The organism is Noviherbaspirillum humi (assembly GCF_900188095.1).
GTDB lineage: Bacteria > Pseudomonadota > Gammaproteobacteria > Burkholderiales > Burkholderiaceae_D > Noviherbaspirillum > Noviherbaspirillum humi.
The window spans coordinates 1-24,078 of record NZ_FZOT01000022.1; the positions used below are offsets into that span (position 1 = coordinate 1).

26 protein-coding genes and 1 pseudogene are annotated in these 24,078 nt (G+C 55.9%); 13 read left to right on the top strand and 14 right to left on the bottom strand.

The genetic code is table 11. The annotated features are described in order from the left end of the window. Positions 1-84 precede the first annotated feature (84 nt). The 5 genes and pseudogenes from CHB88_RS21375 to CHB88_RS21390 all read left to right on the top strand — a co-directional run. The gene (locus CHB88_RS21375) at positions 85-450 is read left to right on the top strand and encodes an integrase core domain-containing protein (RefSeq protein WP_143131404.1); all 366 of its coding nucleotides are present in this window, start codon (positions 85-87) and stop codon (positions 448-450) included. A 246-nt stretch (positions 451-696) separates the two neighbouring features. Continuing rightward, positions 697-1,110, top strand: coding sequence for a hypothetical protein (locus CHB88_RS24860; RefSeq protein WP_143131405.1), 414 nt, complete (start codon positions 697-699; stop codon positions 1,108-1,110). Between the two features lie 66 nt (positions 1,111-1,176). Continuing rightward, positions 1,177-1,389 (top strand): CPCC family cysteine-rich protein, encoded by a 213-nt coding sequence (locus CHB88_RS21380; protein WP_089401385.1) that lies wholly within the window; start codon positions 1,177-1,179, stop codon positions 1,387-1,389. 342 nt (positions 1,390-1,731) lie between these two features. Beyond that, positions 1,732-2,016 (top strand): hypothetical protein, encoded by a 285-nt coding sequence (locus CHB88_RS21385; protein WP_143131406.1) that lies wholly within the window; start codon positions 1,732-1,734, stop codon positions 2,014-2,016. 15 nt (positions 2,017-2,031) lie between these two features. Continuing rightward, positions 2,032-2,637 (top strand): annotated as a pseudogene (locus CHB88_RS21390) (hemagglutinin repeat-containing protein); the annotation flags it as partial. Here CHB88_RS21390 and CHB88_RS21395 read toward each other — a convergent pair. Further along, positions 2,622-3,974: a sigma 54-interacting transcriptional regulator gene (locus tag CHB88_RS21395; protein ID WP_089401388.1), complete on the bottom strand. Its 1,353-nt coding sequence runs from the start codon at positions 3,972-3,974 to the stop codon at positions 2,622-2,624. The pseudogene CHB88_RS21390 and the gene CHB88_RS21395 sit on opposite strands and share 16 nt — an antisense overlap. Before the next feature lie 159 nt (positions 3,975-4,133). Beyond that, positions 4,134-5,036 carry a helix-turn-helix domain-containing protein gene (locus CHB88_RS21400; RefSeq protein ID WP_089401389.1) on the bottom strand — a complete coding sequence of 301 codons (903 nt, stop codon included), beginning with the start codon at positions 5,034-5,036 and terminating at the stop codon, positions 4,134-4,136. Between the two features lie 1,280 nt (positions 5,037-6,316). Between CHB88_RS21400 and CHB88_RS21405 the strand changes: the two genes are divergently transcribed. Beyond that, positions 6,317-6,946, top strand: a complete 630-nt coding sequence (locus CHB88_RS21405) for a hypothetical protein (RefSeq protein WP_089401390.1) — start codon at positions 6,317-6,319, stop codon at positions 6,944-6,946. A gap of 13 nt (positions 6,947-6,959) precedes the next feature. Here the strand turns inward: CHB88_RS21405 and CHB88_RS21410 are convergent, their stop codons facing one another. Next, positions 6,960-9,662, bottom strand: a complete 2,703-nt coding sequence (locus tag CHB88_RS21410) for a bifunctional diguanylate cyclase/phosphodiesterase (protein WP_143131407.1) — start codon at positions 9,660-9,662, stop codon at positions 6,960-6,962. Positions 9,663-9,933: 271 nt separating this feature from the next. On the opposite strand from CHB88_RS21410, the gene CHB88_RS24865 reads away from it, so the two are divergent. Further along, positions 9,934-10,401, top strand: a complete 468-nt coding sequence (locus CHB88_RS24865; RefSeq protein WP_143131408.1) for a hypothetical protein — start codon at positions 9,934-9,936, stop codon at positions 10,399-10,401. Positions 10,402-10,418: 17 nt separating this feature from the next. Here CHB88_RS24865 and CHB88_RS21415 read toward each other — a convergent pair whose 3' ends face one another. Beyond that, entirely contained in the window at positions 10,419-12,434 is a 2,016-nt protein-coding gene (locus CHB88_RS21415; RefSeq protein WP_089401392.1) for an ATP-binding protein, read from the bottom strand. A 675-nt stretch (positions 12,435-13,109) separates the two neighbouring features. Next, a complete protein-coding gene (locus CHB88_RS21420) occupies positions 13,110-13,835 on the bottom strand; it encodes a hypothetical protein (RefSeq protein ID WP_143131409.1) in 726 nt (241 codons plus the stop codon). A gap of 81 nt (positions 13,836-13,916) precedes the next feature. Between CHB88_RS21420 and cueR the strand changes: the two genes are divergently transcribed. The 6 genes from cueR (at position 13,917) to CHB88_RS21455 (ending at position 20,706) form a co-directional block, all read left to right on the top strand. Then, positions 13,917-14,330 (top strand): Cu(I)-responsive transcriptional regulator, encoded by a 414-nt coding sequence (gene cueR, locus CHB88_RS21425; protein ID WP_089401394.1) that lies wholly within the window; start codon positions 13,917-13,919, stop codon positions 14,328-14,330. A gap of 286 nt (positions 14,331-14,616) precedes the next feature. Further along, complete coding sequence (corA, locus tag CHB88_RS21430) at positions 14,617-15,597, top strand: magnesium/cobalt transporter CorA (protein WP_089401395.1); 981 nt, start codon at positions 14,617-14,619, stop codon at positions 15,595-15,597. Between the two features lie 20 nt (positions 15,598-15,617). Further along, positions 15,618-15,911 (top strand): hypothetical protein, encoded by a 294-nt coding sequence (locus tag CHB88_RS21435; RefSeq protein ID WP_089401396.1) that lies wholly within the window; start codon positions 15,618-15,620, stop codon positions 15,909-15,911. 120 nt (positions 15,912-16,031) lie between these two features. Beyond that, positions 16,032-17,234 (top strand): tyrosine-type recombinase/integrase, encoded by a 1,203-nt coding sequence (locus CHB88_RS21440; RefSeq protein WP_089401397.1) that lies wholly within the window; start codon positions 16,032-16,034, stop codon positions 17,232-17,234. 812 nt (positions 17,235-18,046) lie between these two features. Further along, on the top strand, positions 18,047-18,304 hold the full coding sequence (locus CHB88_RS24870; RefSeq protein WP_143131410.1) for a hypothetical protein: 258 nt from the start codon (positions 18,047-18,049) through the stop codon (positions 18,302-18,304). Between the two features lie 20 nt (positions 18,305-18,324). Then, positions 18,325-20,706, top strand: a complete 2,382-nt coding sequence (locus CHB88_RS21455; RefSeq protein ID WP_089401400.1) for an Ig-like domain-containing protein — start codon at positions 18,325-18,327, stop codon at positions 20,704-20,706. 948 nt (positions 20,707-21,654) lie between these two features. Here the strand turns inward: CHB88_RS21455 and CHB88_RS21460 are convergent. The 9 genes from CHB88_RS21460 to CHB88_RS21490 are packed head-to-tail and all read right to left on the bottom strand — an operon-like array spanning position 21,655 to position 23,741. After that, a complete protein-coding gene (locus CHB88_RS21460; RefSeq protein WP_089401401.1) occupies positions 21,655-21,879 on the bottom strand; it encodes a helix-turn-helix transcriptional regulator in 225 nt (74 codons plus the stop codon). Further along, the gene (locus tag CHB88_RS24875) at positions 21,876-22,073 is read right to left on the bottom strand and encodes a hypothetical protein (RefSeq protein WP_143131411.1); all 198 of its coding nucleotides are present in this window, start codon (positions 22,071-22,073) and stop codon (positions 21,876-21,878) included. The genes CHB88_RS21460 and CHB88_RS24875 overlap by 4 nt, the downstream gene beginning before the upstream one ends. Further along, a complete protein-coding gene (locus CHB88_RS21465) occupies positions 22,070-22,273 on the bottom strand; it encodes a hypothetical protein (protein ID WP_089401402.1) in 204 nt (67 codons plus the stop codon). The genes CHB88_RS24875 and CHB88_RS21465 overlap by 4 nt, the downstream gene beginning before the upstream one ends. Next, positions 22,270-22,488 (bottom strand): hypothetical protein, encoded by a 219-nt coding sequence (locus CHB88_RS21470; RefSeq protein WP_089401403.1) that lies wholly within the window; start codon positions 22,486-22,488, stop codon positions 22,270-22,272. The genes CHB88_RS21465 and CHB88_RS21470 overlap by 4 nt, the downstream gene beginning before the upstream one ends. Further along, a complete protein-coding gene (locus CHB88_RS21475) occupies positions 22,485-22,922 on the bottom strand; it encodes a hypothetical protein (protein WP_089401404.1) in 438 nt (145 codons plus the stop codon). Before CHB88_RS21475 ends, CHB88_RS21470 begins: the two co-directional genes overlap by 4 nt. After that, the gene (locus tag CHB88_RS21480) at positions 22,912-23,115 is read right to left on the bottom strand and encodes a hypothetical protein (protein WP_089401405.1); all 204 of its coding nucleotides are present in this window, start codon (positions 23,113-23,115) and stop codon (positions 22,912-22,914) included. The genes CHB88_RS21475 and CHB88_RS21480 overlap by 11 nt, the downstream gene beginning before the upstream one ends. Beyond that, positions 23,108-23,305, bottom strand: coding sequence for a hypothetical protein (locus CHB88_RS21485; protein WP_089401406.1), 198 nt, complete (start codon positions 23,303-23,305; stop codon positions 23,108-23,110). Before CHB88_RS21485 ends, CHB88_RS21480 begins: the two co-directional genes overlap by 8 nt. A 10-nt stretch (positions 23,306-23,315) precedes the next feature. After that, entirely contained in the window at positions 23,316-23,456 is a 141-nt protein-coding gene (locus CHB88_RS25285; RefSeq protein ID WP_176442597.1) for a hypothetical protein, read from the bottom strand. Between the two features lie 3 nt (positions 23,457-23,459). After that, positions 23,460-23,741, bottom strand: a complete 282-nt coding sequence (locus CHB88_RS21490; protein ID WP_245845147.1) for a DUF3105 domain-containing protein — start codon at positions 23,739-23,741, stop codon at positions 23,460-23,462. Positions 23,742-24,078 lie beyond the last annotated feature (337 nt).

The window sequence follows — 24,078 nt, forward strand, 5'->3', positions numbered from 1 at the left end:
GACGGCTGGGCGGTACTGGCGTTGGTCATGCATTGCCACACCCGTGAACTGCTGGGCTGGCACCTGTGACGCTCGGGCAAGGCGATGACGGCCGACTCGGCGCTGGAACAGGCCCTGATTGCTCGCTATGGCACACTTGGCAAGGTAACAGTTCCGTTTCTGCTGAGGTCTGACAATGGCCTAGTCTTCACCAGCCGCAGCTATACCGCTCTGGTACGCAGTTATGGGCTTATGCAGGAATTCATTACGCCGCATTGTCCGGAGCAAAACGGCATGGTTGAGCGGGTCATTCGAACGCTGAAGGAACAATGCGTGCACCGACATCGATTTGAGACCTTGCAGCACGCGAGCCGAATCATTGGAGACTGGATTGGCTTTTATAACACCCGGCGCCTGCATCAAGCGCTGGGCATGAAAACGCCTGCCGAGGTATTTGCTTTAGCAGCCTAACTTGATCAGGTTTCGATGGGTCATTACACCTTGCCGGCCGGCCATTTCAGACCTCCATTTGCCTGAAAATTAACCAGACCGATATTTATGAAATGAGTTCTAGTTCGTAGTGCACGCAATCTGACCTGACAGTTTCCCAGTTCGATGCAGGTGTTTGCCAGGGCAAGTTCAGCCGTTCACTGTGGTGATCTTGTCCTGTCACGCCATCTTGTCATCCACTAAAGCTTGTTATGAACTCAAACTAAAGTGGCTGCGGCGCCGGAATTATTTGCGGCGCAGAACGAGCGCAATGTGGGGCAGACGAAGGGGGCGAAGGAACTGCAGCAGCGGTTGAAGCTGTCGCTAGAAGCGGCGTCGATGCTGGCTGGTAGTATGTCGGAGCCGGCAATTGCAGGGGCGTTGGCGGGGTCCGCTGCTGGAAACAAAGTAAGCATTAAGCAAGAAACGCCGATTTGGTCCTCGACCAATAGCAAATCGTCCCTCGAAAACGCCTTTAGCCATTGTGAAAAGCATTCAAAAGAAATTCCAGAACTTGCTAATTCAAAGCAATACGTCGAAGCGGCTCATTCGTTTGCTGCAAATCCTCCTGCAGGAGCAGTGTTCAAGTCTCGCGGCGCGGATACTTTAATCTATGACAAAAACACAAACACTTTTTGGTGAAAGGGCTGACGGTGCTCCACGAACGATGTTTAGACCTACCGATGGAATCAATTACTGGAATAAACAATGACAAAATCAGATAACAATCAGCATCTACTATGTCCATGTTGCGGGCAGCGGACAATCAGTGAGCCAGGGGCTTATGAGATATGTTCAGTGTGTGGTTGGGAAGATGATCCAGTTCAGTCGGCTGACCCGAAATATACAGGGGGGGCAAATCGTGAAAGCTTAGAATCGGCTCGGGCCCTCTGGCAGAAAAAGGGAAGGCCCTACAATTGAGTAGGCAGCCTAAACTGGTAACCCCCACCATCATCCAAAACCTTGTTTTCAGCAAGGCCACTGCCGAAGCCTCAGTCGCTGCTGCCGCTGTGCTACAGCAACAGGGAACACCCATCCAACAATCAATCCCGTGCCAATCGGCGCGACCGTCCCGGTGTCGACAGTGCCGTAGAACAGCCTGTTCCAGTAGCAGATTTTTCTGCGGCTCACCACCTCGTGGAAGCCGATTTACGCGTCACCCACCAGTGCGAATTCCACTCCTCCGATTAATACTGCAAGCAATTAACCGCGAACTCAAGCGTTCACTCTTGTAAGAAGACTGTTCTTCAGGACGTGTTGGCCGTGTCAAATGCCCAGAATGTCCTGGTCAGACAATGCACCACCACGGAGTCCTGCAAGGCGCTGGTGGAAGGCAATGTCTACCCAATCAAGACGATTGGCGGGCTGGCGGGATTGTTCGCCAAGGATGAACAAGAAGTGTACGAGTTCTGCCGGGCGGGCTACCAGAGCTGCTTGTTGGCACTGAAGAAGATTAACAGAAGCGTATCCGCCTTGCAGGTTATCGGCGCAATGAGCTACACCCGCTTCGCCTGCGACAATCAAACCCGGGTCGGCACCGACATCTAGGCTAGCAACAACGTCACCCTGCGCGCCACCGGCAACGGCCACCTCAACATCACCGGCTCCAACGTCAACGCCGGACAGGGCCGCGCCGCCCTGGTCGCCGCCAACGATGTGACCATCAACGCCGGCAACACGCGGCAAGTGGCCATCGATGAACGCTACAGCAAAAGCAGCGGCCTATTCTCCTCCACGGCTACTACCCAGGCCAATAGCGTCACGCTGAACCAGGCGCATGGCAGCGCCGTCTCCGACAACACCGTGGTAGTGCAAGCCGGCCGCGACATCAAGGTGACCGGCAGCGGCATCGCCGGCAAGGGCGACGTGCTGCTCTTAGGCGGGCGCGATGCCATCGTGGCAGCCGCCACCGCTACCCGCACCGACAAGCGTTTCGAGAAGGTGGAAGAAAGCGGCTTCTTGTCGGGCGGCAGCTTCGGCATCAACTACGGCAATCGCACCACCACCACCGACACCACCGCACCACCACGCAATAGCGGCCAGGCCCGCAGCCTGGTCGGACCGAAGAACGGCAACCTGACCATCCACGCCGGCCGCACGTCGCTATTTCTTGGTAAAAGCCCCGTATGGAAGCTCATCGAGAGGCCCGCGCGTTATTGCCGATATTGAGTCGGATCTATCCCGACGCTGCTCAACAGCCGATAGGTTGACGACCGACTCTTCCCTATCAGTTTTGACACTTCTTCGACCTTGCCGCCAGTGAGCTTCAACAAGTAAGCAAGGTGTTCAAACTCGAACGTACGCAGAACATCGACCAAGCTCGAGTATGTCTTCTCGCCTTTGAACAATTTATTGACGAGTACTTCGTCTATCACTGTGGAGCGGGAAATGGCGGAGCAGTACTCCACGAAATTCTTGAGCTCACGTACATTGCCAGGCCATTTGCACTGCTGCAGAAATCGAAGGGCCTGTTCAGAGAAATATCTGGCCTGGATCGAGTCGTCTACGGATAGCTCTGAGAGGAAACAATTCGCAAGGACGGGAATGTCTTCAGGATGATCGCACAAGGGCGGAATACTGAACTCAGCGCCAGCGATGCGGAAGAATAGATCATCCCTGAAGTTGCCAGACAATACCATCTGGGCAATGTCCCGATGAGTCGCAGACACGACACGAACATCCACTTGGATTACCTCGTTGGACCCTACTGGTCGAACCTCGCCGGTATCGATGACACGCAGCAGTTTCCTTTGCAGCCCAAGCGGTAGATCGCCGATCTCGTCCAGGAAAAGCGTGCCCTTGTCTGCCGTCCGGAACAAGCCGACGTTGGAAAACATGGCACCGGTAAATGCGCCTTTTGAAAACCCGAACAATTCCGCTTCAATCATTTCCGCAGGTACAGCGGCGCAGTTCAAAGCGACAAAAGGTCCATGGCATCGATTGCTGTGCTTGTGGACGGTGCGCGCGAACAGCTCCTTTCCAGCGCCTGTCGGTCCGTGAAACAAGATGTGGCAGCGCGATTCGGCCACTGCACAGACATCAGCAATCAAGTCTAGAAGAGCCCGGCTTCGTGTGTAGATTCCGTAATCCGTGCTGGCTGCTTTCCGTTGATGTTTTCCCAATCGGGCTCGTTCGAGGATGACGCTCCCAAGGACTTCCGAGAGATTTTCACGGCGGGAAAAGTGGTTTGCTCCATGCTGCAGCGCTTTCAATGCCGAGTCATGAGATTCCGAGTCAATGACAGCAACGATGTCGATTTCAGGAATCATGCATCGCAACCATTTGGATCCATTGAGTTGGTCGGGTTCAGCCTGTGCCGCAATGTCAAACACGGAAATGGCTGCCCCTGCAGTACCGGAAATGCGCTTTAGTTCATCAATGTCTTGCCAGATTGCGATTTCAAATGGCGGCAGTGCCGGAGCCGCCGTCAGGCTTAACTCTTCTGCAAGCGAGCGGTCGGAAAGCAGTATCAGGATCCCCAAATTGGCACCGGCATCTTTTTCCATATGCGACCAGAAAATTCTTATGTATTGAGCAAAAGTGTAAAGGAATGCTGATGCTATGTCGTCAAGTCAGAATCCTATACTGGGCCTTTTGTTGCCTTACCAGATCGCATGGATTTGAGCCGACTGCCAATTGTTTTCGTTATGGAGTGCTCCGAACGGTCACTTGTTTCCTTTTCTGAACTCCCTGGGCGTCATGCCGGTCATTCTGTGGAAAAACCGGGCAAAATTGGCCGCGTCGGAAAAGCCAAGCATCATGGCGACGGACTCGACACTGGAGTTCATGAACAGAAGAAGCCTTTTTGCTTCCAGGGCTGTGCGGTCGTCAATCAGTTGTTTCGGCGTACGCCCGGTACAAGCAAGCACTGCACGGTACAGACCTTTCTCGGAAATATTCAACTTTCTTGCCATCTGCTTTGCGGTCCGCAGATTGAGTTCGTTGCTCTCCAAATGTTTTTGGAAAGCGCGATAAATGAAGTTGTGATTCTCGCGCGCCTTGGTTTGAGCTTGCTCGCTTTTGTTGCCGAGTGCTGTCAGAAGCAGCAGCGCCAGACGGTAAGTCTGAGCTTCATCTACCGGTTTTGAGAACCCATTCCTTCCTTGGGCCATTTGCATTGAATTGGTAATGGTCAGGCACTGAGCAAGTTCTTCTGGATTTAGCTCGCAAAAGGTCATTCTCAAAACCCGTAGTAGCTCCGATTGCTCAGTATGGCTGGTCTGGCCAAGGATAGGAAGAATCCACGACTTGGAAAACGTGATCACTACGCCGTTCGATGCCGCATTCACCCACATATGGCTGTTCTGATGAGGGGAAACATTCAACACGCATCCGCGGTGACATGTGTACTGCGTCCCATCAACGCTCGCCGAGATCTCGCCTTCGGTGAAAACAACAAGAGTATGGGAGTTGAAATGCATGGATCCATCTTCATCGATTCCTTCGCCATTCCCATATAACTCCCTAATCGTAGAAACTTCGATCTCTCGTTTAACGGAAATGGTTGTCATCGGCTCGATGCCGGAATAATGCGGAATTGAAGCTTCGAAGTTAGGCCTTGCGCTCATGCTTGCCTCCGGTTAGGTTTCTGGTTCGCCGAATCTGATGCCGATTTCTGTCTTTGACAAAAAGAGCTTGCTCTAAAAATAAGATTCAGGTTTGAAGACATAAATAACAACGCCAACTACATCTTTTGACTGGGCTTGCCTGAAAGCGGTGAATAGCTGCCAAGCGCCTCCAGTGTTCTGCTTGAGGTCAAAATATGCCTCAAGTGAATTCGCCTCGCATGCCATAGACATATGAACTTTTTGCAAAATTGGACTTCGAATGCAACAGTGCTCGCGCCCGGAAATCGTTGGTGAGATGCCTTTTCTTTAAAAGCGACGCTATCTGCAAGTCATATCAGTGACTTTAACCGCCGCAGAAACCTGCGACGGTTAACCTTCCGAAGAAAAATCGACTGACTTGGCTTGTGGTGAATCCAGTAAGCGGCATTCGCTGTGGTTTTCGGCTTTCATAGAATTGATTGGTCTTTGAATGACCGTATTAATACGTATATGCCAATATAAGCTAATCAAGGGATTTGCTACTTGAAAATGGGGCATGCGACTGTGCAAATTTATGATGACCAAACTGTTATGTGTCCAAGTATGAATTGGGGTATGGAAATATACCAATGACTTATTTTCTGTCGCGCAATAAGCTTAAGCTATGCCGTTATGAATTAAATCCAGTTTATGTATAGACTGCTCTTTAGGTGGCCTTGTACTTTGAAGGCTTGATATAGCAGCCGGTCGCCAAACTATCCTTAATTCCCGATTTCTTTTAAGGCGCTAAAGCCTGGATTCCTACTGTCGCTATGCCATTTCTAACTAAAAATAGGAGGCGTGTTATTGAGAGCGATAATTGTGGGTTGGACCGGGCCCGCGAGCCAGCCTGGACTAGACGTGCAAAGTCTGCCATCTATCCTTTTCATTACCTGCCGAAGAGTTCGAAATGAAATCGATTTATTTTCCGCAAGAAATTGGGTCATCGTCTGATTTGCCCTGATGCCCTCACAACATCAACTTTTGCGATCAAGGACAAGGATTTCATTAAGCCGCACGTCTTCACGATTTTCTTGACTCTTTTATTGCTGTGACAACACAAATTCCGGTTTTTTTCGCCAACCCAAAAGATCGCTCTATCGCTCTCCATACTGCACGCTGCGCAAGAGCAATCCGGCCGGCGAGTGAATTGCGGCTGGTATTCATCTGTCCAATAATGGAGTAACGACAGGCATTTCAGGCTGCGTCGCTTCGCTGCCCGCAGTGCCATTGCGTCCATCATTTCGACAGGAGGAACGGCCATGAAAAACACGGATGAGTTGTTGCGCGACGCCTTTGCCATCATCGATGGCATCCCGCAGGCGCAGATTGCCTTCGGCGCGCCTTGTTCTGCGCGCGGGCCATCACTGCGCAATGGAACCATCTGTTCGCCGGAAGGGTGGCTGGCGCAGCATCCGCAGTTCCAGGCGCTTGGTCTCTCGCTGTCGGCGGACGGACGGGGGTTGCGGGTGCATGGCCGTGAAGATGCGTCATCGCCAGCCGCTGCCATGGCAGAAGTGTTCGGCCTGCCGCCTTACGAGGCGGCTCAGCTCTTCGGGGAGCGTAGCGTCTTCACTGCCGGCGACGATTCGGGCCTGAGCGACAAGGAGTTGTGGCAGCAGCGCTTGCGCGACTTCCTGTCGGCCGAGCGTTTGGCGTGGCATTCGATTGCCGGCGCGGCCCCCGAACCGGCCGACATTCCTGCGCAAGGTGCCGGGGGCGCCCAGCCGGCGTCTGACTGGCAGAGCGAGGCTGTCCTGGATGCGGCCGGGACGGAAGGTGACGAGCCGGCGCCTGAATCGGTGGATACGCCCCTGGCCGACATGCCGCATGAGGCGGTGCCGCCGGACCAGCCGCCACGGGAATTGGCGTCTTCTTCCCAGGTGCCTTGAGCCAAAATCACGGTCAGGCTGGAGCCGGCAAGGTGACCGGCGGCGTCGGCGGATGTTCGGCAGGCGGCAGCGGCGGCGACACGAGGAAGCCCTGGATCTCGTCGCACCCCAGCGCACGCAAGGTGCTTGCCTGCTGTCGTGTTTCGACGCCCTCGGCCACGACGCGCATGTCGAGCGAATGTGCCATGGTGATGATGGCATTGAACAACGCGGTACCCTGCTCGGAGTCCTCCAGCCGGGCGGCGAAGGTATGGTCGACCTTGATCATGTCGAAATCCATCTCCTGAAGCTGCGATAGGGAAGAGTAGCCGGTGCCGAAATCGTCGAGCACGAGCTTGATGCCCATGTTCTGTATCGCAGCCAGGGTTTGCAGCACATCTGCTCCATGGCGCGCAACCGAGGCTTCCGTGACTTCGATCTCCACCAGGGAGGGATCGATGCGGCAGCTGCGCAGCCAGACCGAAAGCGTGTCCGCCAGGCTGCCGCCCTCCAGCTGACGCACGGAAACGTTAATCGAGACGGGCACCAATGGATAGCCGCTCTTCGACCAGTAAGCCAGCTGGGATATCACCTTCTTGATCACCTGCTCTCCCAGCCTGACGATGAGGCCGGTTTCCTCCGCCAGCGGAATGAACTCGAGCGGTTCCATCAGTCCCCGCACCGGGTGCACCCAGCGAACCAGCGCTTCCAGCCCGCAGGTGTGGCCATTCCCAGTGTCGACGCGAGGCTGGTAATACATGATGAACTGATCGTAGTCCAATGCATGCTGCATTTCCCGCATCAGCGCTTCCCGGCTGCTCTCTTCCTCCGCGACGCTGATGTCGAAGAAGCGATAACCGCGCTTGCCGGCTTTCTTGACCGCATACATCGCGCTGTCGGCATGCTTGAGCAGCGTATCGGAATCCTGGCCATCCTTCGGTGCCACGGCAATGCCGATGGACGCGCCGACCGAGTGCACGCCCTTGGTAATGCGGAACGGCGGCCGGAACGCTTCCTGGATGCGGTCGGCGACATGGGCGGCATCACGCGAGCCTGCGAGGTTTTCGAGAATGACCAGGAATTCATCGCCGCCCAGGCGGACCACCCGATCTTCCGGACGCACCGCCTCACGCAAGCGCCGGGCGGCATGGCAGAGCACTTCATCTCCGGCTTCATGGCCCTTGCTGTCGTTGACGCTCTTGAATCCGTCCAGGTCGAGATAGAGCAGGGCGAATTTCTTGCGGGAATGAACCGCTGCTTTGAGCGCATCGGGCAGAAAGCCGTTGAGCCAATGACGATTCGGTAGACCGGTCAGCGCATCCTCGTTGCCAATGCGCTGCAGTTCGGCGACGTGCGTCTTCGTGTCGCTGATGTCTCGCATGTTGACCGCCAGGTTGCTTTCCGGGCGCAGGATGCGCAGCTGGGCCCAGCGTGGTCCTTCCCCACCCAGTCCGCCGAGATCGATTTCGCCTTCATAATGGCGATTGATCATCGCCCGCTTGAGCACCTCCAGGATGAAGTCACGAGTTTCACCCTGATAGACCTCGCTGACTTTCTTGCCGACCAGGTCGTCGCGCCGATGGCGTAGGAAATCAGCGCCGCGGTGATTGCAATCGATGATCTTGAAATCGGTCATGTTTCCGCGCGAGTCGTGGACGGGTTCGGCAATGTAAAAGCCTTCGTTGGCCGCCTCGGTGGCGATGCGGTAGGTATGCTGGATGGTGGCCAGTTCCTGCTGGCGCCGGGCTAGCCTGAGAGAGAGTGCGATGACCAGCGCGAGGATGGCCAGCACGCCTACCGATACCAGGGCTGCCGTGCTGACGATCTGCTGGCGGCGCTTCAGAAAGGGCGAAAGAAAGCTGTCCTGGTCCACGCCGGCCAGAGCCATCATGGGATATCGTTCGGTCACTTGCCACGCCACGTAGCGGCTGCGCCCATCCTTGAACCAGTCGATGCCCGGCAGCAGCCTGCTGCCCGACCGGCTGTCGAATACCGGGTTGGACCGGAACGGCTGATTCTCCGGCAGATACACTTCGTCACCCACGCGCACGATGCGGGGCGAGCCGTCCGGATTGGTAATGGCCAGCAACCCGTGCCGACCCAGCGTCAGCTTGTCGTAGCCGGCGATGAAATACTGCGGTTGCGCCGACAGCACCACCACGCCCGAAAATCCGCCGTCCCGGTCGGACAGTCGGCGGGAGAAGGGAATGATGGGCTTGCGGGAGAAAGGGCCGATCTGCGGTGCGCCGACGTAGAACTCGCCATCACGCGCCAAGTGAAGCGTGAAATAGGGCTGGCCGGCGATATTCACCTTGCTGGGGAAGGGAATGGTCGTCGTGACCAGGTCGCCGCGCCGGTCGATGATGCTGAGATACAGCCCGGAATCCGTCGGGTAGAGTCCTTCGGGCGCCACTTTTTCCAGCCGGATCGTGCCGTTGGAGGTTTCCCAGCCATGCTTGATATACAGCGTGATCTGGTCGATCGATTCCAGCGAGCGGTACAGGTGTCCGGCGTAAGTCCGCGCCAACACCTCCGCTTCCTTCAGGGCGTCGGCTTCCTGTTCGCGCCTTTCCCTTTCCAGCACGTCGAGCAGGCCCGCCCAGCAAAACAGCATCAGCAGCAGCACAAGCGACGTCCAGATCAAGGATGGCCGCAAATTGGTCCATAAACCGGCAAGGCGAGGCACCTGGCCCATCGTCGCCGATAGGCGCGCCGTCTTCGCGGAAAGGAAACCCATGGCCATTGGCTGGTAGATGCCGATATGAAGATTCGTTTATCTCATAGCACCTTGACATCATTGCGACTCGGTTTTCTACCAAAAGTTTGCGAAATAACATGTCGGAATCGGGAAGAAAAAATCGAGCGGTGAGGTTGTCGTAAGCCCGCAAGCAAAGAAATGAGCGGGGTGTCATTAAACGCCGCACCAAACTCCGTACAGCCCCTTTTTGTGCGTTACACCAAGGAAAACGCATGTTTTCGGTTCTTCCACTTCCGCACTGTTGATTCTTATGACAGACAGAAGCGAAGGAACCCCTCCAGTACTCAAGTGGTGCCTTGTCGCGCATGACACCCTTGCCGGCGACCTTGTCTATCTGCAAAGGCAAACCTCCGCTGTTACCCAGTCTTTGGAACAGCTGCTGAAGCGGTATGCGACGTTGGACCAGATGCGGGAACGGCTCAATGCGAGCAGCGCATTACGATGGCAGTATGAAACGGAAAAGCGTGCGCGGATGGGAGCATTGGACGCCGCCATCGCACTGGGCAGCGAAAACCGGCCAATCCGGAGGCGGCGGTTTTATTCGAGCTCACCGTCCCAACTTCCAGGAGCGCGGAGCCTACTTGGCATTCCTGAAGAATTTCATTCAGCTGACAGCCCCGGGTCTTCGTCGCTTTTGATCATCGAATCGGCAGGAATAGGTTTTGATGCCAAGGCATTGAGATTGAGAACCAGCCCTGTCTTTGTGCCCGCTTATTGAGTTGTCTTACGGGTACGTCAATGCAGAACTTTGAACACCTCGGTAAGCGCATGGATGTTGACTGGCTTGACAAAATGGTGGTCGAAGCCGGCCGCCGCAGATTTTTGCCTATCCTGCTCTTGGCCATAACCGGTAACTGCCGCGAAGACTGCCTTTTCCATTCCCTGGCAGGAGCGCAGCCGCTGGACCAGTTCGTATCCGTCCATACCGGGAAGGCCGATATCCAGGACATAGGCATCGAATTTCTCGCGCTGCACGCGCGCCAACGCAGCACCCGGTTCAAACTCCACCGCCACCTCATTTCCCATCATTTTCAGCAGCGTGGCGGTGGACTCGGCCGCATCCATGTTGTCGTCAACGACCAAAATGCGCAGCTTCCTTGAAGGTGGCTGCGGGGTGGGCCTTGCCATGCCGACGGGTTCCTCGGCTTTGTAGACCCGGGGCAGACGGACGACGAATTCGCTCCCCTGGCTAGGGCCGGCACTCTTGGCGATCACGGTTCCATGATGTTGCTCGACCAGGCTTTTCACCAAGGCCAGCCCGATGCCCAAACCGCCCTGTGAACGTTCTACCGTTCGTTCCCCCTGCTGGAATAGGTCGAAAACGTTCTGCAAGAGGTCTGGTTTCATGCCAAGGCCGTCATCGCTGACGGACAAGATGACTTCGCTCTGGCTAGCCGCCATCCTGAGGGTGATGTTGCCGCCTGCGGGCGTGTATTTCGCGGCGTTGTCGAGCAGATTGGTTAGCACCTGAACTAAGCGCTTCTGGTCTCCCATGACAAATACCGCTTCCGGCGCAAGATGCATCACCAAGTGATGCTTGTGCTGTTCCACTAATGGCCGCACTTGCTCGGCGGCGTCCGCGACGACTTGCTTGACGTCGAACAGCGCGCTTTCGAGCTGGATGGTGCCCCGCGTCACGCGGGCGACATCCAGCAAGTCCGTCACCAAGCTGCTCAGGTGGTCGACCTGGCGTCGGATGATGTCGGCGGTTTTCTGCACCTGTGCGTCTGCCGCCTTGGTCATGGAAAGCAGATCAGCGGCCGCACTGATAGGCGCAAGGGGATTTCGCAATTCATGCGCAAGCATCGCTAAAAATTCATCCTTGCGATGATTGGCTTCCCGCAGCAGCTCTTCAGCCCGCTTTTGCGCCTGGATGTCTGTATTGGTGCCCATCCATTTGATTATGTTGCCGCTCCCATCGCGAACCGGCAAACCGCGGGCCAGGGTCCAGCGATATTCTCCCGAATGGTGCCGGACCCGATATGTGGTTTCATAGGGAACACCGTTTGCCACGCTGTGGCTCCAAGCTTCGAAGGCTTGCTTCTGGTCTTCAGGGTGAATCAAATCTGCCCACGCGTCTCCAGACGTGCTCCCACGCGGTACGCCGGCGTAGTCGAACAATTGGTCGTTATGGTAGTCAACAAACCCGTCCGGCCTCGCGGTCCAAACCAATTGGGGCATGGCATTGGTTATGGTGCGGAATTTCGCTTCGCTCTCATGCAGTTCGCGGGTAATGCGATTGCGTTCAATGGACTCCCAGCAGCGATTGGCCACCATACTGATTAGCCGTATCTCGGCTGCTTGCCACTGGCGCGATGACACCTGATGCACCGCCATGCCGGCCACGAACTTGCCAGCCTTGATGATGGGAATGGAAACCACAGAACGAATCTGCAACTGTCGATAGACGTCGCGTACCTGCGCTACGCGGTCATCCGTCTCCGCGTCTTCAACGACGTATGGCACGCCACTATGGCAGAGCCTTACGTATTCGGCACCGAAGGCGGATATGTCATAACGGCCGACGATGGTGGGCACACCATTGGTGTAATTGCCAGTCAAGTTGAAGGTGGTCTGGTCAGCCTCGACGTCTGCATAGGCGCACCGGTTGGCGCCCAAATGTTGTCCGAGGAACGTGGCCGCAGCGAGCGTGATTTCGGCCGGGTCTACCAGGTGCCGTACCAGGTCGTCCAGCTCCACCAGGAACCGGTATTCGGCAATTTCGCTCCGGAGAGACTCAATATGTTCCATAAGTTGGCAACGATTTCAAACGATGCCAAAGGGCATGATTTTTGTTGAGCAGGGCGGTCAATCATACCGGCTTTCCAGAGTGGAAGTGGCGGCCCCGTTTTAGCCAACAGAAACCAATTTGAGGCGCGGAGTCTTGAAGCACTGCATAGCGCCGATAACCGAATGGGTTTGCGCTTTCATCAACCTTATTTCAGGTCAGTCGAACGTGCCAGGCACGAGGCAAAGCTCGTTTGTCACAGCCAAAGGCTTGCCTGTTACACAATAGAAGAATCCTGCTCCTTGCTTTCTCGGGCACGGAAGAAGGGCACCGTTTTCAGTAGGTGTCGAAGTGGATTTTTTATTTCCGCCGCATTGCCGCATCTGGCCTAGGAAAGCTTTAATTTCAAAAAAATAGAAGAATTGAGCCCGTGCTTAATCAAACCCAATGAGCGAAAAAAAGCCCCAGCAGGGCTGGGGCTTAATGGTTACCTTGCAACCAGAGGAGACACGCTTCATTAATGCAAGTAACGGGCCAGTTCCGAGTGCGTATGGATCCCCGCTTCGCGGGCTGAATCCGTGCAAAAAGAGAAAAGGCGCACGAAAGTCGTGCGCCTTTGGCATGAAGCTGGTGCAGCCTGGAGCTGGCCAGCATCCGCGTGGTTGAATCAGGCAGACACTGCTGGCGTGATGCGGAAATCAAGCCCGATGCGACCGCCCCAGGTTCATCAGGCGCTGCAGCAGCGCATCCACCATCGGTTTGACTTGCCGGCTGCGCAGCTTTTCCAGATAGCCGGAAGTCGAAAATACCAGGACGCTTTCCGGAAGTCGCGCCAACAGTGCCGGCAGGGCGGGCGTGTCGTCGCATAGCACGATCAATGCGCCCGCCGTGGTGGCGCAGCCTGCGGGCTCCACGGTCGCCGCTTCCGCATCGCGCTGCAATTCCCGGCCGATGACTTCCCACGCCGCCAATTCGCAGCGGTTATTGTCGGGTTTCATGGCTCGTGTCCTGAGCACCGCATACTCCTCGAATTCCTCGGTTGCGCGCACGAAAACCTGACCGGATTCATTGGCCCGGATCCACTCCAGCGCATCGACCGCACCGGGCTGATCGATGCGCTGGATCAGTTCGTGACGCACCATGTCTGGCACAAGGATGCTGATGGCTGGCATCAGCATGAGCAGCGTATCGAGTTCGTCGGCTGCAGCAAGGGAAATGAGCGGCGCCGGGCCGGCGACGATGAGACGGGCGTTTGACATGGGGCGCTGGAAAATAATTAGTCGGACAAGAATGAAGCTGAAAAAGCACAAATCATGTGCTGTATGCATATACAGTATATAGCCTGTTTTGCAGATTTCGCCAGTCATTCTTTTGGTCAAGCCGTCGCCGCCGGCGCCGGCCGCGTTGAATGCAGGCACCTGCATGGAAGTGGCACAATGAGGCGTTTACCTTCCTATCATGGGAAGGATTAATCTGGCATTCACCAGCAATGTGGAGACAACGCAATGAACATCGGCGAAGCGGCGCAGGCATCCGGCGTTACGGCAAAAATGATTCGGTATTACGAAAGCGTCGGCCTGCTCGAGGCGGCAAGCCGTACTCCTGCCGGCTATCGGCAGTACGACAAGAACGCGGTGCAGACCCTGCGCTTCATCCGTCGTTCGCGCGATCTCGGCTTTTCGCTGGAGCGCATCAAGATGCTGCTTGGACTGTGGGAGGATCGCGGACGCAAGAGCGCCGAAGTCAAGCAGCTGGCGCGCCAGTACATCGATGAACTTGACCGGGAGATCGGCAAGCTGCAGTCGATACGCGACGAGTTGCAGCATCTGGCGGACTGCTGCCATGGAAACCAGCGGCCGGAATGTCCCATCCTCGACGATCTTGCAACGCATCGTGCCGGGGCCACACAGCCTGGTTGATGTGGATTGCGGCGCATCCGGAGCCGAGTTTGCGGCCGAAGCCGGCGGCGACCTAACGGGCCTGCCATCAGGCCGTGTTGCGGAGCGGTGCAATACGCATCGATGAGCCGGCGGGCACCTTCGCGCCGCTGGGCAAGGGCCAAGGAGGCCGGTCCGATGGCCGCCGCGTGGCGCCAATCGAACGCGCTCCGGGCGCGCCGGTAACACCCTGTAAATTCCTCAAGCCGCCGGACGCCGCCTCTGGTCTAATGTAAGTGCAGCCACCACCCATCCGGAAAGCGTATTGATGAATGCACACAGCGCCGTCGTGAGTTGTTCGGTCTACAAGAACGGCAGAAAACTGGGAGACGTTTCGCTCGACGCCATCAGCGAGCATTTGAAGGAGCCCGACACCTTCGTCTGGGTCGGCTTGCTGGAACCCGACGAAGAGCTGCTGCGCATGATGCAGGACGAGTTCGAGCTGCATGAGCTGGCGGTGGAGGATGCCCGCAATGCCCACCAGCGGCCCAAGCTGGAAGAGTATGGGGAAACGCTGTTCGTGGTGCTCCATACCGCCCACCTGATTGAGCGCACCATCCACTTCGGCGAAACCCATATCTTCGTCGGCCCGCGCTTCGTGCTTACCGTGCGCCACGGACCTTCCATCGGCTACCGGCGCGTGCGGGAACGCTGCGAAAGCCTGCCGGAGCGGCTCGCCACCGGACCGGGCTACGTCCTGTATGCCATCATCGATTTCGTGGTCGACCAGTACCAGCCTTGCATGGATAACCTGCAGTCCCGTTTCCGCTACCTGGAGGAGGAACTGTTCAGCCCGACTTCGCAGAACGATTATTTGCAGGATTTCTACCAGATCAAAAACGAACTGCTGGGGCTGGAGTCGGCGGCTTCGCCGCTGATCGACGTCTGCAACCGGCTGCTGCGCTTCCACGGCGAGATCGTTCCCAAGGAAAGCCGGGTGTATTACCGCGACATCCTCGATCACGTGTCGCGCATCGTCCAGACCAGCGACCGCATGCGGGAGATGATCAATGCGGCGATGCAGGTGGCGCTGGCCGGCATCACCATTCGCCAGAACGAAGTCGTCAAGCGTCTCGCCAGCTGGGGTGCCATCCTGGCAGTGCCCACCATGATGTTCAGCCTGTACGGCATGAATTTCCACACCATGCCGGAGCTGGACTGGAAGTACGGGTATCCGACGGTGCTGGCGACGGTCACCATCGGCTGCGTCATCCTGTACCGGCGTTTCCGGCGCATCGGCTGGCTGTAGGAGCCAGGCCGGACCGTGGCATGCCTGCCAGGGCTTGCGGAAAATGGGGCCAGCTTACAGAGTCATCGTCGTACTACGGCGCAGGCAGCGAAGAAGGCATCGGCGGCGGATTTTTGCATCAGGCCGGCATGCTCCATCGCGGTGGCATAGCCCTGCAGGAACTCCAGGCGCGACTTGACCTCTGCATGCTTGGCGTTGAGCGCCTGGGCATCGCCGCGCTTGAGGGCGGCGGCCAGTTCATCGCCGGTGATGCGGCACTGGTGGGCGCAATAGAGCAGTTCGACGATGTTTCACCCCGTTCATTCTCGTCTTAAAATCAACGACTTAGCTATTTCCGCTAGTTTCCATTAGTCCATTTCCGTTTCTCCGCAGCCACGAAATTTGTTGGTATTATTCGTGCCTCGTACCAACAAGCTCAGCACGGAGATACCAACATGCCGCTCACGGACGTCGCCATCCGTAATCTCAAGGCCACCGGCAAGCAATACAAGATAACGGACCAGCAGGGCCTGTTCGTGCTTGTCTCCGCCAGTGGCAGTAAGTACTGGCGCGGCGCCTACCGTTTTGCGGGCAAGCAAAAGACGCTAGCACTGGGCGTCTATCCGGACGTGACGCTGGTCCAGGCGCGCCGCTTATGGGATCAAGCGCGGCAAAAGCTGGAGCAGGGCGTTGACCCGGCGGTGGCCAAGCAGGAGCAAAAGCTGGCGCGCCGGAGCGAGGCCGAGAAGACGTTCGCACATGTCGCCCGGGAATGGCACGCCCTGCGAGCACCGGAATGGACCGAGCATACAGCCGACCTGGTGCTGCAGCGGCTGGAGGATGATGTCTTCCCGCACGTCGGGAAAACCGCCTTCGCCCAGGTGTCGCCACTGCAGCTGCGGGCGGCGTTCGATGCCATGGAGGCGCGCGGCGTCCTGAGTACCTGCCACCGGGTGCGGCGGTACTGCGAGCGGATCTTCGATTACGGCATCGCGCTCGGGATGCGTCCAGAGAATCCGGCGCGGCCGATGAAGGAAGTGCTGAAGCGGCCCAAGGCAGGTCACTTCCCAGCCATACAGGTAGAGGATCTGAAAAAACTGGTGGGCGATATCTATCGTAACCGCGGCCGGATGCGCAACAGTACCAACTGCGCCATGCTGCTGCTGATGCATACCTTCGTACGCACCAAGGAACTGCGGGCGGCGGTGTGGTCGGAATTCGACCTAGAGAGGGCGCTCTGGGTAATTCCCAAGGAGCGGATGAAGATGGGGCGGGATCACGTTGTGCCGCTATCCCGCCAGGTGCTGGCGATCCTGGGGGAGCTGCGGGAGTACTCCGGGCGCAGCGAGTTCCTGTTCCCGAACACCCGCACGCCGAAGACGCCGATGTCGTCAGGGACGCTACTGATGGCGCTTTACCGGATGGGCTACAAGGATGTGATGACCGGGCACGGCTTTCGTGCCCTAGGCATGTCGGCGATCAAGCAGGAACTTGGGTACGAGCACGAGATCGTGGATCTGCAGCTGGCCCATGTGAAGCGCAACCGCGTCGACCAGGCATATGACCGCGCTCAGTTCCTGGAACAGCGGACGAAGATGATGCAGGACTGGTCCAACTATATCGAGAAGCTGGCCGTGGCCGAGCTGGAAATGGCCTGACGCGTAGTGAACCAGACTCGGTCTGTTAACCGCTGTCACATTTCATCGCAACTGAAAACTAGACATGCTTCCGAAATCGGCCAGTTGCCGGCCTTCACCTTTTAGCTTTGAACGTTCGCTTGGTGGAGCAAATCAGACGCGACAGATGTCCTTATTTGGTACGCGCATACATTACGATCGGACTACAGGGTGTGGCGTGTCGAGCAAAGGCGCCAGCAGATCCTCGGCTACAGCATTGGTCGCGCTTTCTACGCGTGCGCTGGTCAGGACTCGTCCGCAAGGATCGAACCGGTTTTACAGGATCAACAGCTTTGCTTGGTAGGCCGCTTTTTCTGACGTTGCGCCTTAGATAAGGAGCACCCACTTAGTTGACCAACTGGATTTCCGCGCGCATGGCGATCAAACCCTTTGCGTCAACGTTTTCGTAGCCAGTTGAGTTGCGGCCAGATGGGAATGCGCGACCTGCGCCAGCGTGCACCCACAACGGGATAGCACACGAGTATGGCTTGCCATGGTCGATCGTAGGCTTGGTGATTAAGGTCATCGTATTGCTACGCTGTTATGCTGCTCCACTGGTTGTCAATGGTAAACCATATAGATGCACACCTTTTGGCTCTTAAGTTAACAATAGGAACGTTTTGTGTTGTAAATGCTGCTGTTTGGCCTTGGCAGCCGGAGCGCGCCATGCGCTCCTCGTCTGATGTAGGTCAAGCGGTTATTCATCCGCTGGCTTCCGCTCTCATGCCTATCTTGAAACGTCTCATGTACATCCTAGACTCCAACGACTAGCGGTTACTGGCTGCGTTCTTTTCTTGAGCAGCGCCAGCGGACTGTCTAAAAAACAAGCGCAAGAAGAGGACATTATGGTCCTGCTGGTTGTTCTCGCCTGGGCAGTGGTAACCATTGGCTGCTGGATCGGCTACCAACTGACCCAGCAAAATGGCCGCATCCTGCTCCATCTCGAATCTCTCCAACATCAACTTACAAATCTAAGACTGCGCAGTGCGCAGCCCACCCCTGCTTTGGCTTGTTATCCAGATACCTATCAAGCCAACAGGCACACAATCTAGAGGTAAGTAAGGAGACAATCATGAAGTACGCTCCATTCATTGCTCAATGGGTTATCGTCGCCATTCTCGCAGCATGGCTTGCCGGTTGTGGCAGCGGGGGGGGCGGTGATGAAAATGCGGCTACTGCAACAACCACGGAGAACGCCGCCACATCAAATTCTTTGACTATTAGCCCGAGATCAATACTGTTTGCAGATAGAGGAGACAGCAAACAGCTTCAAGCAACTTTTGTCCGTTCTGATGGCACAAGCACCCCTACGACCGCGCAATGGTCTTCATCCAAGCCGGACATAGTTACCGTAGACGCAAGTGGCAAAGTCACTGCCGTAGCAGCAGTTGGGTCGGCTCAGATCGTGGCAGAGGCTAACGGGGTCAAGTCACCCCCTACAACCATAGTAATCGCAACGCCAGTTTCTGGCGCAGTGCTGATCGAAGACAGTCAAGTTGCCGAAGGCCCTTTTCCGGTGAACCCAGAGGCCGAGTATGACATAGGGTACCGGGGCAGTGTGATCCTCAAGGGAAATACGGCTTATCCGACTGGAACTGTGTTGATTGGTACGGGAGAGATTCCACTGGCAGGCAAAGTCGTTGAGTCAAAGGTCGAAAACAACCAAACGCAAATTATCATTGAAACCATACCGCTTATGCAGCTATTTCGCGAGTTGGATATTGATGAGGGGTTCAGGCTTGCTGATGCTGACGCGGTAATCCCAAGAGAAATTGCCGACAGCTACACCATTACTACCGACCCCGATGGAGACCTCGTTTTCACCTCCAAGGAAGCTGCAGCCAATACTCCGAAACTGCTTAGCAATACGACGATCAGCGATACGCCAGCGCCCCCACTAGAGCCCAATCAGTTTCGCTTGGGAGATACTGGTTTTGTGTGCACAGCAACGGCCGGCATTTCAATCGACCTTCTCAAAGCTGCTTTCAAAATGGTCCCGAAGTTCCGCAATGATGTAAAAGTAAAGGGAACAACAACTGCCCTTACTAGACTAGACATAAGCATCAAAGGTCCGATTGCGATTGACGGGACTCTTGAATTCGCCTCAGGAGCCGATCTCGAGGCTACTGCGGATTGCAAGATGGAACTGGCATCCTTTCCGAGTGTGCCTCTTCCTGGTGCATTCGCGCAAGTGGCTATTGGATCGAAGCCAGTCATAGGTTTTGAGTTTAAATTATCGAACAGCTCTGGCAAGGATACGTTCAGCGTTCCCTTCAAATATAAACAAACCTTGAATAGCGGAATGCAATGTCCTCCGTTTGCAGCGGACTTCACCACAGAACCGTCACTGCCTAGCTGTCAAACTTACGTAAAGAACGGAGAGCCTGACATTACGGCGGGTGAGATCAAAATCGTTTTGCCTTCTGCTCCTCAAGCACGGGTAGAACCGAGGGTCTTTGCATACGGAGGCGTAATTCTATCGCTAGACAATCCATGGCTAAAGCGGGCCGCACAAAAGATCAAGGGAGTATTAGGGGGAAAACTCTCACTTGAATTTATGACAGTCAGGGGAGGAGCGGGCGTAAATGGGAGTTTCGCCACTTCGTCAACTCAGTTGGCAGACTTGTCTTATGCGTCCAGCTATGAAGTGACCAGTGAATTTGGAGTAAAGCTTGCCGCCAAGTTAACCGTGCTCAGATTTTTAAGTCTTAGTTCTTCTGTGGTTAACGCTACTGTGCCGAAAATTGTGTTATTCGGTTCGCCAAAAGCGACGGCCATCACTGCTGATAGAGCCACTTTGCAGCCAGATGTGCCCGTGACGGTTACCATAGCTCTGGATACTTCGACTATCGCAATTCCTGTGTACGAAATTCCTGTCATTAAATCCGTCAGCCTGTATCGGCGGGATGCGCCGGCGACGCCCCTTGCAACGGTGCAGGGGGAACCTAGAAGAACGCAATACCAGATGACATTCACTCCGACAAGTGCCGGTCCAATACAGGACAACCTTTTCGCTTATGTCGATACCTCAGTCGTTAATTCTAATGTTGTTAGTTTGCCCTTGGAATTGGGATCAGCCGTGCCGGGCACGGATTCATCTCCTATTTCAGGAACGGATTGCCGCAACCTTGGATACAACGGTTATGAGTTTGGCGTGGAGGTACTACAAAATACGCCGTGCCGGTTGCCTGGCCTGATTGGCTCTCCGACTGCCGTTCCAACGGGGGTTGCTATACAGCCGAACCTCGGTGTAGGGACGATCACCATCGTTAATGGCGCCTTCTGGTTCACGCCAAACCCTGGAGTCACCACGGCCGGTGAATTATGCTTGGTTGACTTCCGTGTAACTAACCCAGCGGATGTGAATTACAGCCCGCTTCTAGACTATTCGCAATATTATCGCATTAGCATTGTGCCGACACCGACGGCAAATGTAACGCGTTCTGCTCCATAGCCTAATGGCTAGTTAGGCGAATCGCTAAAAGGGTCGGTCGGTCATATCTGGAATGCCCTCTTAGTGCCTGTAGACTGACTTGGACGGCTGTGCGGTGTCTTTCTTCGTCGCTTAAATTTCTTCGCATTTTAAGCGTTTACCGTCGGGCTTGACATTGGCATCGCCTGCCGATCAAGTATGCGCTTATCTCCATGGTGCAGAGATGGAGGGCTGCGTTAGTAAGACGTTTTTTCAAGCCGTATCGCGATGATACATTTCATCAATATTCTGATTTTTGCCATTGCCATTTATGTGGCAAGACGGTATCTGCAGCCACGCTTGCAAACAGCGTTAGCCAGTCCAGCCGCAAGAAAAAAAATTGTGGTCTTTCTTTATCTAATTATCGGCCTACTGACGATCTTCCAATTTATAGTTGCAAATTTTGGCCAGTATTGGGGACTTTTTGATTAGGTAACTCTTATGAGACTAATAGGCAGGAAGGTGCAACAATTTTGTTAAGAAACATAACAAGAGGGTCAGCAGGTAGTGGTCTTGCGGAGAAGAGAAGCATTATCGATTGCAAACTGATAGAGTTGCAAGAGTTATGGCAACCGGAAAGACGAGGAGCGAGGGACTTCAACTGGTGTTGTAGGTTTGGAACCAAGAATTGTCCCTAATTAGCCATATTCTCGCTTCGACTGCTCTCCCACGAAAATTGTTAATCCCATTCTAAAAGCTTAGATAGTCTCCTGATTATTAAGGGAATGGATCACTTGCGTAGTAACACCCATACAAAAACAAAACCCGCCTTAAAAGCGGGTTGCTTGTCTCCTCTGATTCACCAATATCAATCCCTTTCGGAGGGGCTAGCCTCCGCCCCTGTTTGTCTATTGGATGTCCGATGTTACGCTAAGAGGAGCCCGTCAAGATGTCTAAGCGTAGGGCAGCGACGGGTCGATACCGGCCTTCTCATCCGACATGTCCTGTCAGATCAAGTCCAAATTTATACACCTGACGCGCCTGCATGCGTGACTCGATCCAGGCATCGATTTCCGCTTCCACCCAGCCGACTGCTTGGGCGCCCAGGCTGATCGGCGCCGGAAAATCGTGGACCGAGATCGCGCGGTAGATCGACGTCTTCTTCATGCCGACCTTGGCCATCACTTCCTGCAATTTCAATACGCGGTGATTCATTCAAAAAGCTCCAGTTGGGGCGCAGCGGACTTAATGGCCGCTGGCATTCTCTGTTCATGTTGGGTCGGCAGCCAGCAAACGTAGCCTTCTGGCGGCTTGCCTTCTTCCCAGCCGACGACATGCCAAGCATCTCGAAAGCGGCAGCCAAAGGCATCCCGGGCGCTCGAAGTCCAGAGTTCAACAGTAGCGCTCATGCTTCCGGTCCTCCGGGAATTTCAGTCCAATGGGATGGCATGGCCGGCATGCCATCGATGTAGCGCCATATCTCCCCATCGAACCATCCAAGCCAGACTGGCTCGTTAGCACCGGCGTTGAAAATCAGGACAGTCGTGTCGACGTCCGGCTTCTGGTCTGCCACGTTGTGCCAAGGCGGAATGTACTCATCGGAGGTCATCTGATTTCCCTTTCGATCTGGGCAATGGCTTCGTCGGAAAATTGGCCCTGGTAGCGACACTTGCCGTCGACGAAGAGGGCGGCGTCAGGGTGAGAAGATTTGGTGATGGGCAGCCAGTTGTGCAGCTGCGATGTCGTGCGCACCAGCTCTTCGCGCTCGCCGGAGGGGAACGCGTCGAGGCAATAGAACAGGCGCTGGTTGGAATTCGTGTTCACGCAGCCTCCAGCGGCGCCTGCAGGGCGTTCATGCGCTGCAGGGCCTGCGCCTTGAGCCGTGCCTTGTACAGGCCGAAGATGTCGAGCAGCGGCACCAGGCGCTCGCATTCGAAGACGGCGTTCTCGATCGGCGGCAGCTCGAAGCGGGCGATCGCCAGCGCGCCTTTCTCGTCATGGCGGTCGCCGACCGTCTGCAATGCGCGCATGCCGGACTCCAGAACGGTGATGGAATGGCCCGCATCGCGTGCGGCGACATAGACGGTGTTGAACAGGTCGGCCAAGTTGTCGAATGCGTCGAGGCTGGGCGCCAGGCGCAAGGTGGCCAGCGACGCATGCGCGGCCAGCATGAACTCGCGCTGCAGATCCGGCATGACCGGGATCTGGATGTGCTTCGGCCGGTAGACCTTGGTGCGCTTCTTCTTGTCACGCGACATGGGGGTACCTGACGTGCAGCTGGTCGATGGCGACCTGGTGGACGACGCCCGGCAGCTCGTGGTCGATCTCGACCAGGGCGATGCCGCGGCCGTTGTTGATGTCGCGCAGCAGGCCAACGACGGTGCCGGTATGGCGGCCGTCGTCGCTGTCGAAGTCCACGCGGCTTTTGAGGGTGATGGATGAATTAGTCATGGTCATTGGCTTGAAGCTTCTTGACGTCAAGGCGGGTGGGGCAGAGCTTCGGTCCGCGGGCGACGTTTTCGAGGATCAGGCGGAACGCAGTGCGCTCAAGCGCCTGGTCGAGCGGCAGGGTCAGTTTCAGGAAGCGGTGGGCGCGCTCGAGCGCGAAGCGGCTCGGTGCCGGCTTGCAGAGGGTGGCCATGGCTGCCCCCTTACAGCGGAATGACGACAATGCAGCTGAGGCCGCCGAAGCGATCCTCGGCTGCCTTGTGCACATCTGCGCTAGAGGAGCCGACAGCAATAAAGCTGTGGAACTCGGTCTCGGTGCGTACTTTGACGGAGAAGCGGCGCATGGCTCAGCCCTCCATGCGGGTGACATCGATGACCGCGGCGCCGGTGACGTGGTGCGCCAGGCGCTGCGCTTCGACGGCGTTGGACGCTTTCAGCTGGATAAAGCCGTCCAGTGCCGAGTCGTCAGCGCAGGCGACGTCGAACGGCCGCAGGCGGCAGCGGTAAGAGGAAAGGGCGCGGCCGGCGCGCTGCTCCAGCTGCTGGAGCGTGCGGGCGGCAATGGCGGGATCGTGGGAATCAAGAGCGGCGACCGTCTGGGCGCAGCGCTTGAAGAATTGCAGGGACATCCAAGCCTCCATCGGTTTTCCGCAACGGAATGTTGCGCGATGGAATGCAGTATAGTCCGCTAAACTTTATGCAGTCAAGAAAACTATACTTCGAAGTTTAGAATACGTTTCCTTTAAAGGTATCTGACCGAAACCAGACTACTTTCGTACCAACCATTGCATTTTCGAGGAAGCCATCGGTGCTGAGTCGTGACACAGCAAAGCTAGTCCACTCGATGGGCAGTGGTTTATCTGGCCATGAATTCCAAAGTTCGTGAATTTCTTCTACTGTCGCATTTAGGCTTGGATCGGCGACGAAATGGTTCCTGATAGCTCTTTCCACGCTTAGACCATCTGC

Excerpts from the sequence above, each read along its gene's own strand:
- CHB88_RS21485 (WP_089401406.1), bottom strand. The coding sequence starts at position 23,305 with ATGGCCACCCTCTGCAAGCCGGCACCGAGCCGCTTCGCGCTCGAGCGC.
- CHB88_RS25285 (WP_176442597.1), bottom strand. The coding sequence starts at position 23,456 with ATGCGCCGCTTCTCCGTCAAAGTACGCACCGAGACCGAGTTCCACAGC.
- CHB88_RS21405 (WP_089401390.1), top strand. The coding sequence starts at position 6,317 with ATGAAAAACACGGATGAGTTGTTGCGCGACGCCTTTGCCATCATCGAT.
- CHB88_RS24875 (WP_143131411.1), bottom strand. The coding sequence starts at position 22,073 with ATGAGCGCTACTGTTGAACTCTGGACTTCGAGCGCCCGGGATGCCTTT.
- CHB88_RS21410 (WP_143131407.1), bottom strand. The coding sequence starts at position 9,662 with ATGGGTTTCCTTTCCGCGAAGACGGCGCGCCTATCGGCGACGATGGGC.
- CHB88_RS21460 (WP_089401401.1), bottom strand. The coding sequence starts at position 21,879 with ATGAATCACCGCGTATTGAAATTGCAGGAAGTGATGGCCAAGGTCGGC.
- CHB88_RS21490 (WP_245845147.1), bottom strand. The coding sequence starts at position 23,741 with ATGTCCCTGCAATTCTTCAAGCGCTGCGCCCAGACGGTCGCCGCTCTT.
- CHB88_RS21435 (WP_089401396.1), top strand. The coding sequence starts at position 15,618 with ATGCCTGCCAGGGCTTGCGGAAAATGGGGCCAGCTTACAGAGTCATCG.
- CHB88_RS21400 (WP_089401389.1), bottom strand. The coding sequence starts at position 5,036 with ATGAGCGCAAGGCCTAACTTCGAAGCTTCAATTCCGCATTATTCCGGC.
- corA (WP_089401395.1), top strand. The coding sequence starts at position 14,617 with ATGAATGCACACAGCGCCGTCGTGAGTTGTTCGGTCTACAAGAACGGC.
- CHB88_RS21440 (WP_089401397.1), top strand. The coding sequence starts at position 16,032 with ATGCCGCTCACGGACGTCGCCATCCGTAATCTCAAGGCCACCGGCAAG.
- CHB88_RS21465 (WP_089401402.1), bottom strand. The coding sequence starts at position 22,273 with ATGACCTCCGATGAGTACATTCCGCCTTGGCACAACGTGGCAGACCAG.
- CHB88_RS21420 (WP_143131409.1), bottom strand. The coding sequence starts at position 13,835 with ATGCAGGTGCCTGCATTCAACGCGGCCGGCGCCGGCGGCGACGGCTTG.
- CHB88_RS24865 (WP_143131408.1), top strand. The coding sequence starts at position 9,934 with ATGACAGACAGAAGCGAAGGAACCCCTCCAGTACTCAAGTGGTGCCTT.
- CHB88_RS21415 (WP_089401392.1), bottom strand. The coding sequence starts at position 12,434 with ATGGAACATATTGAGTCTCTCCGGAGCGAAATTGCCGAATACCGGTTC.
- CHB88_RS21380 (WP_089401385.1), top strand. The coding sequence starts at position 1,177 with ATGACAAAATCAGATAACAATCAGCATCTACTATGTCCATGTTGCGGG.
- CHB88_RS21480 (WP_089401405.1), bottom strand. The coding sequence starts at position 23,115 with ATGACTAATTCATCCATCACCCTCAAAAGCCGCGTGGACTTCGACAGC.
- CHB88_RS21475 (WP_089401404.1), bottom strand. The coding sequence starts at position 22,922 with ATGTCGCGTGACAAGAAGAAGCGCACCAAGGTCTACCGGCCGAAGCAC.
- CHB88_RS21375 (WP_143131404.1), top strand. The coding sequence starts at position 85 with ATGACGGCCGACTCGGCGCTGGAACAGGCCCTGATTGCTCGCTATGGC.
- CHB88_RS21395 (WP_089401388.1), bottom strand. The coding sequence starts at position 3,974 with ATGGAAAAAGATGCCGGTGCCAATTTGGGGATCCTGATACTGCTTTCC.
- cueR (WP_089401394.1), top strand. The coding sequence starts at position 13,917 with ATGAACATCGGCGAAGCGGCGCAGGCATCCGGCGTTACGGCAAAAATG.
- CHB88_RS21455 (WP_089401400.1), top strand. The coding sequence starts at position 18,325 with ATGAAGTACGCTCCATTCATTGCTCAATGGGTTATCGTCGCCATTCTC.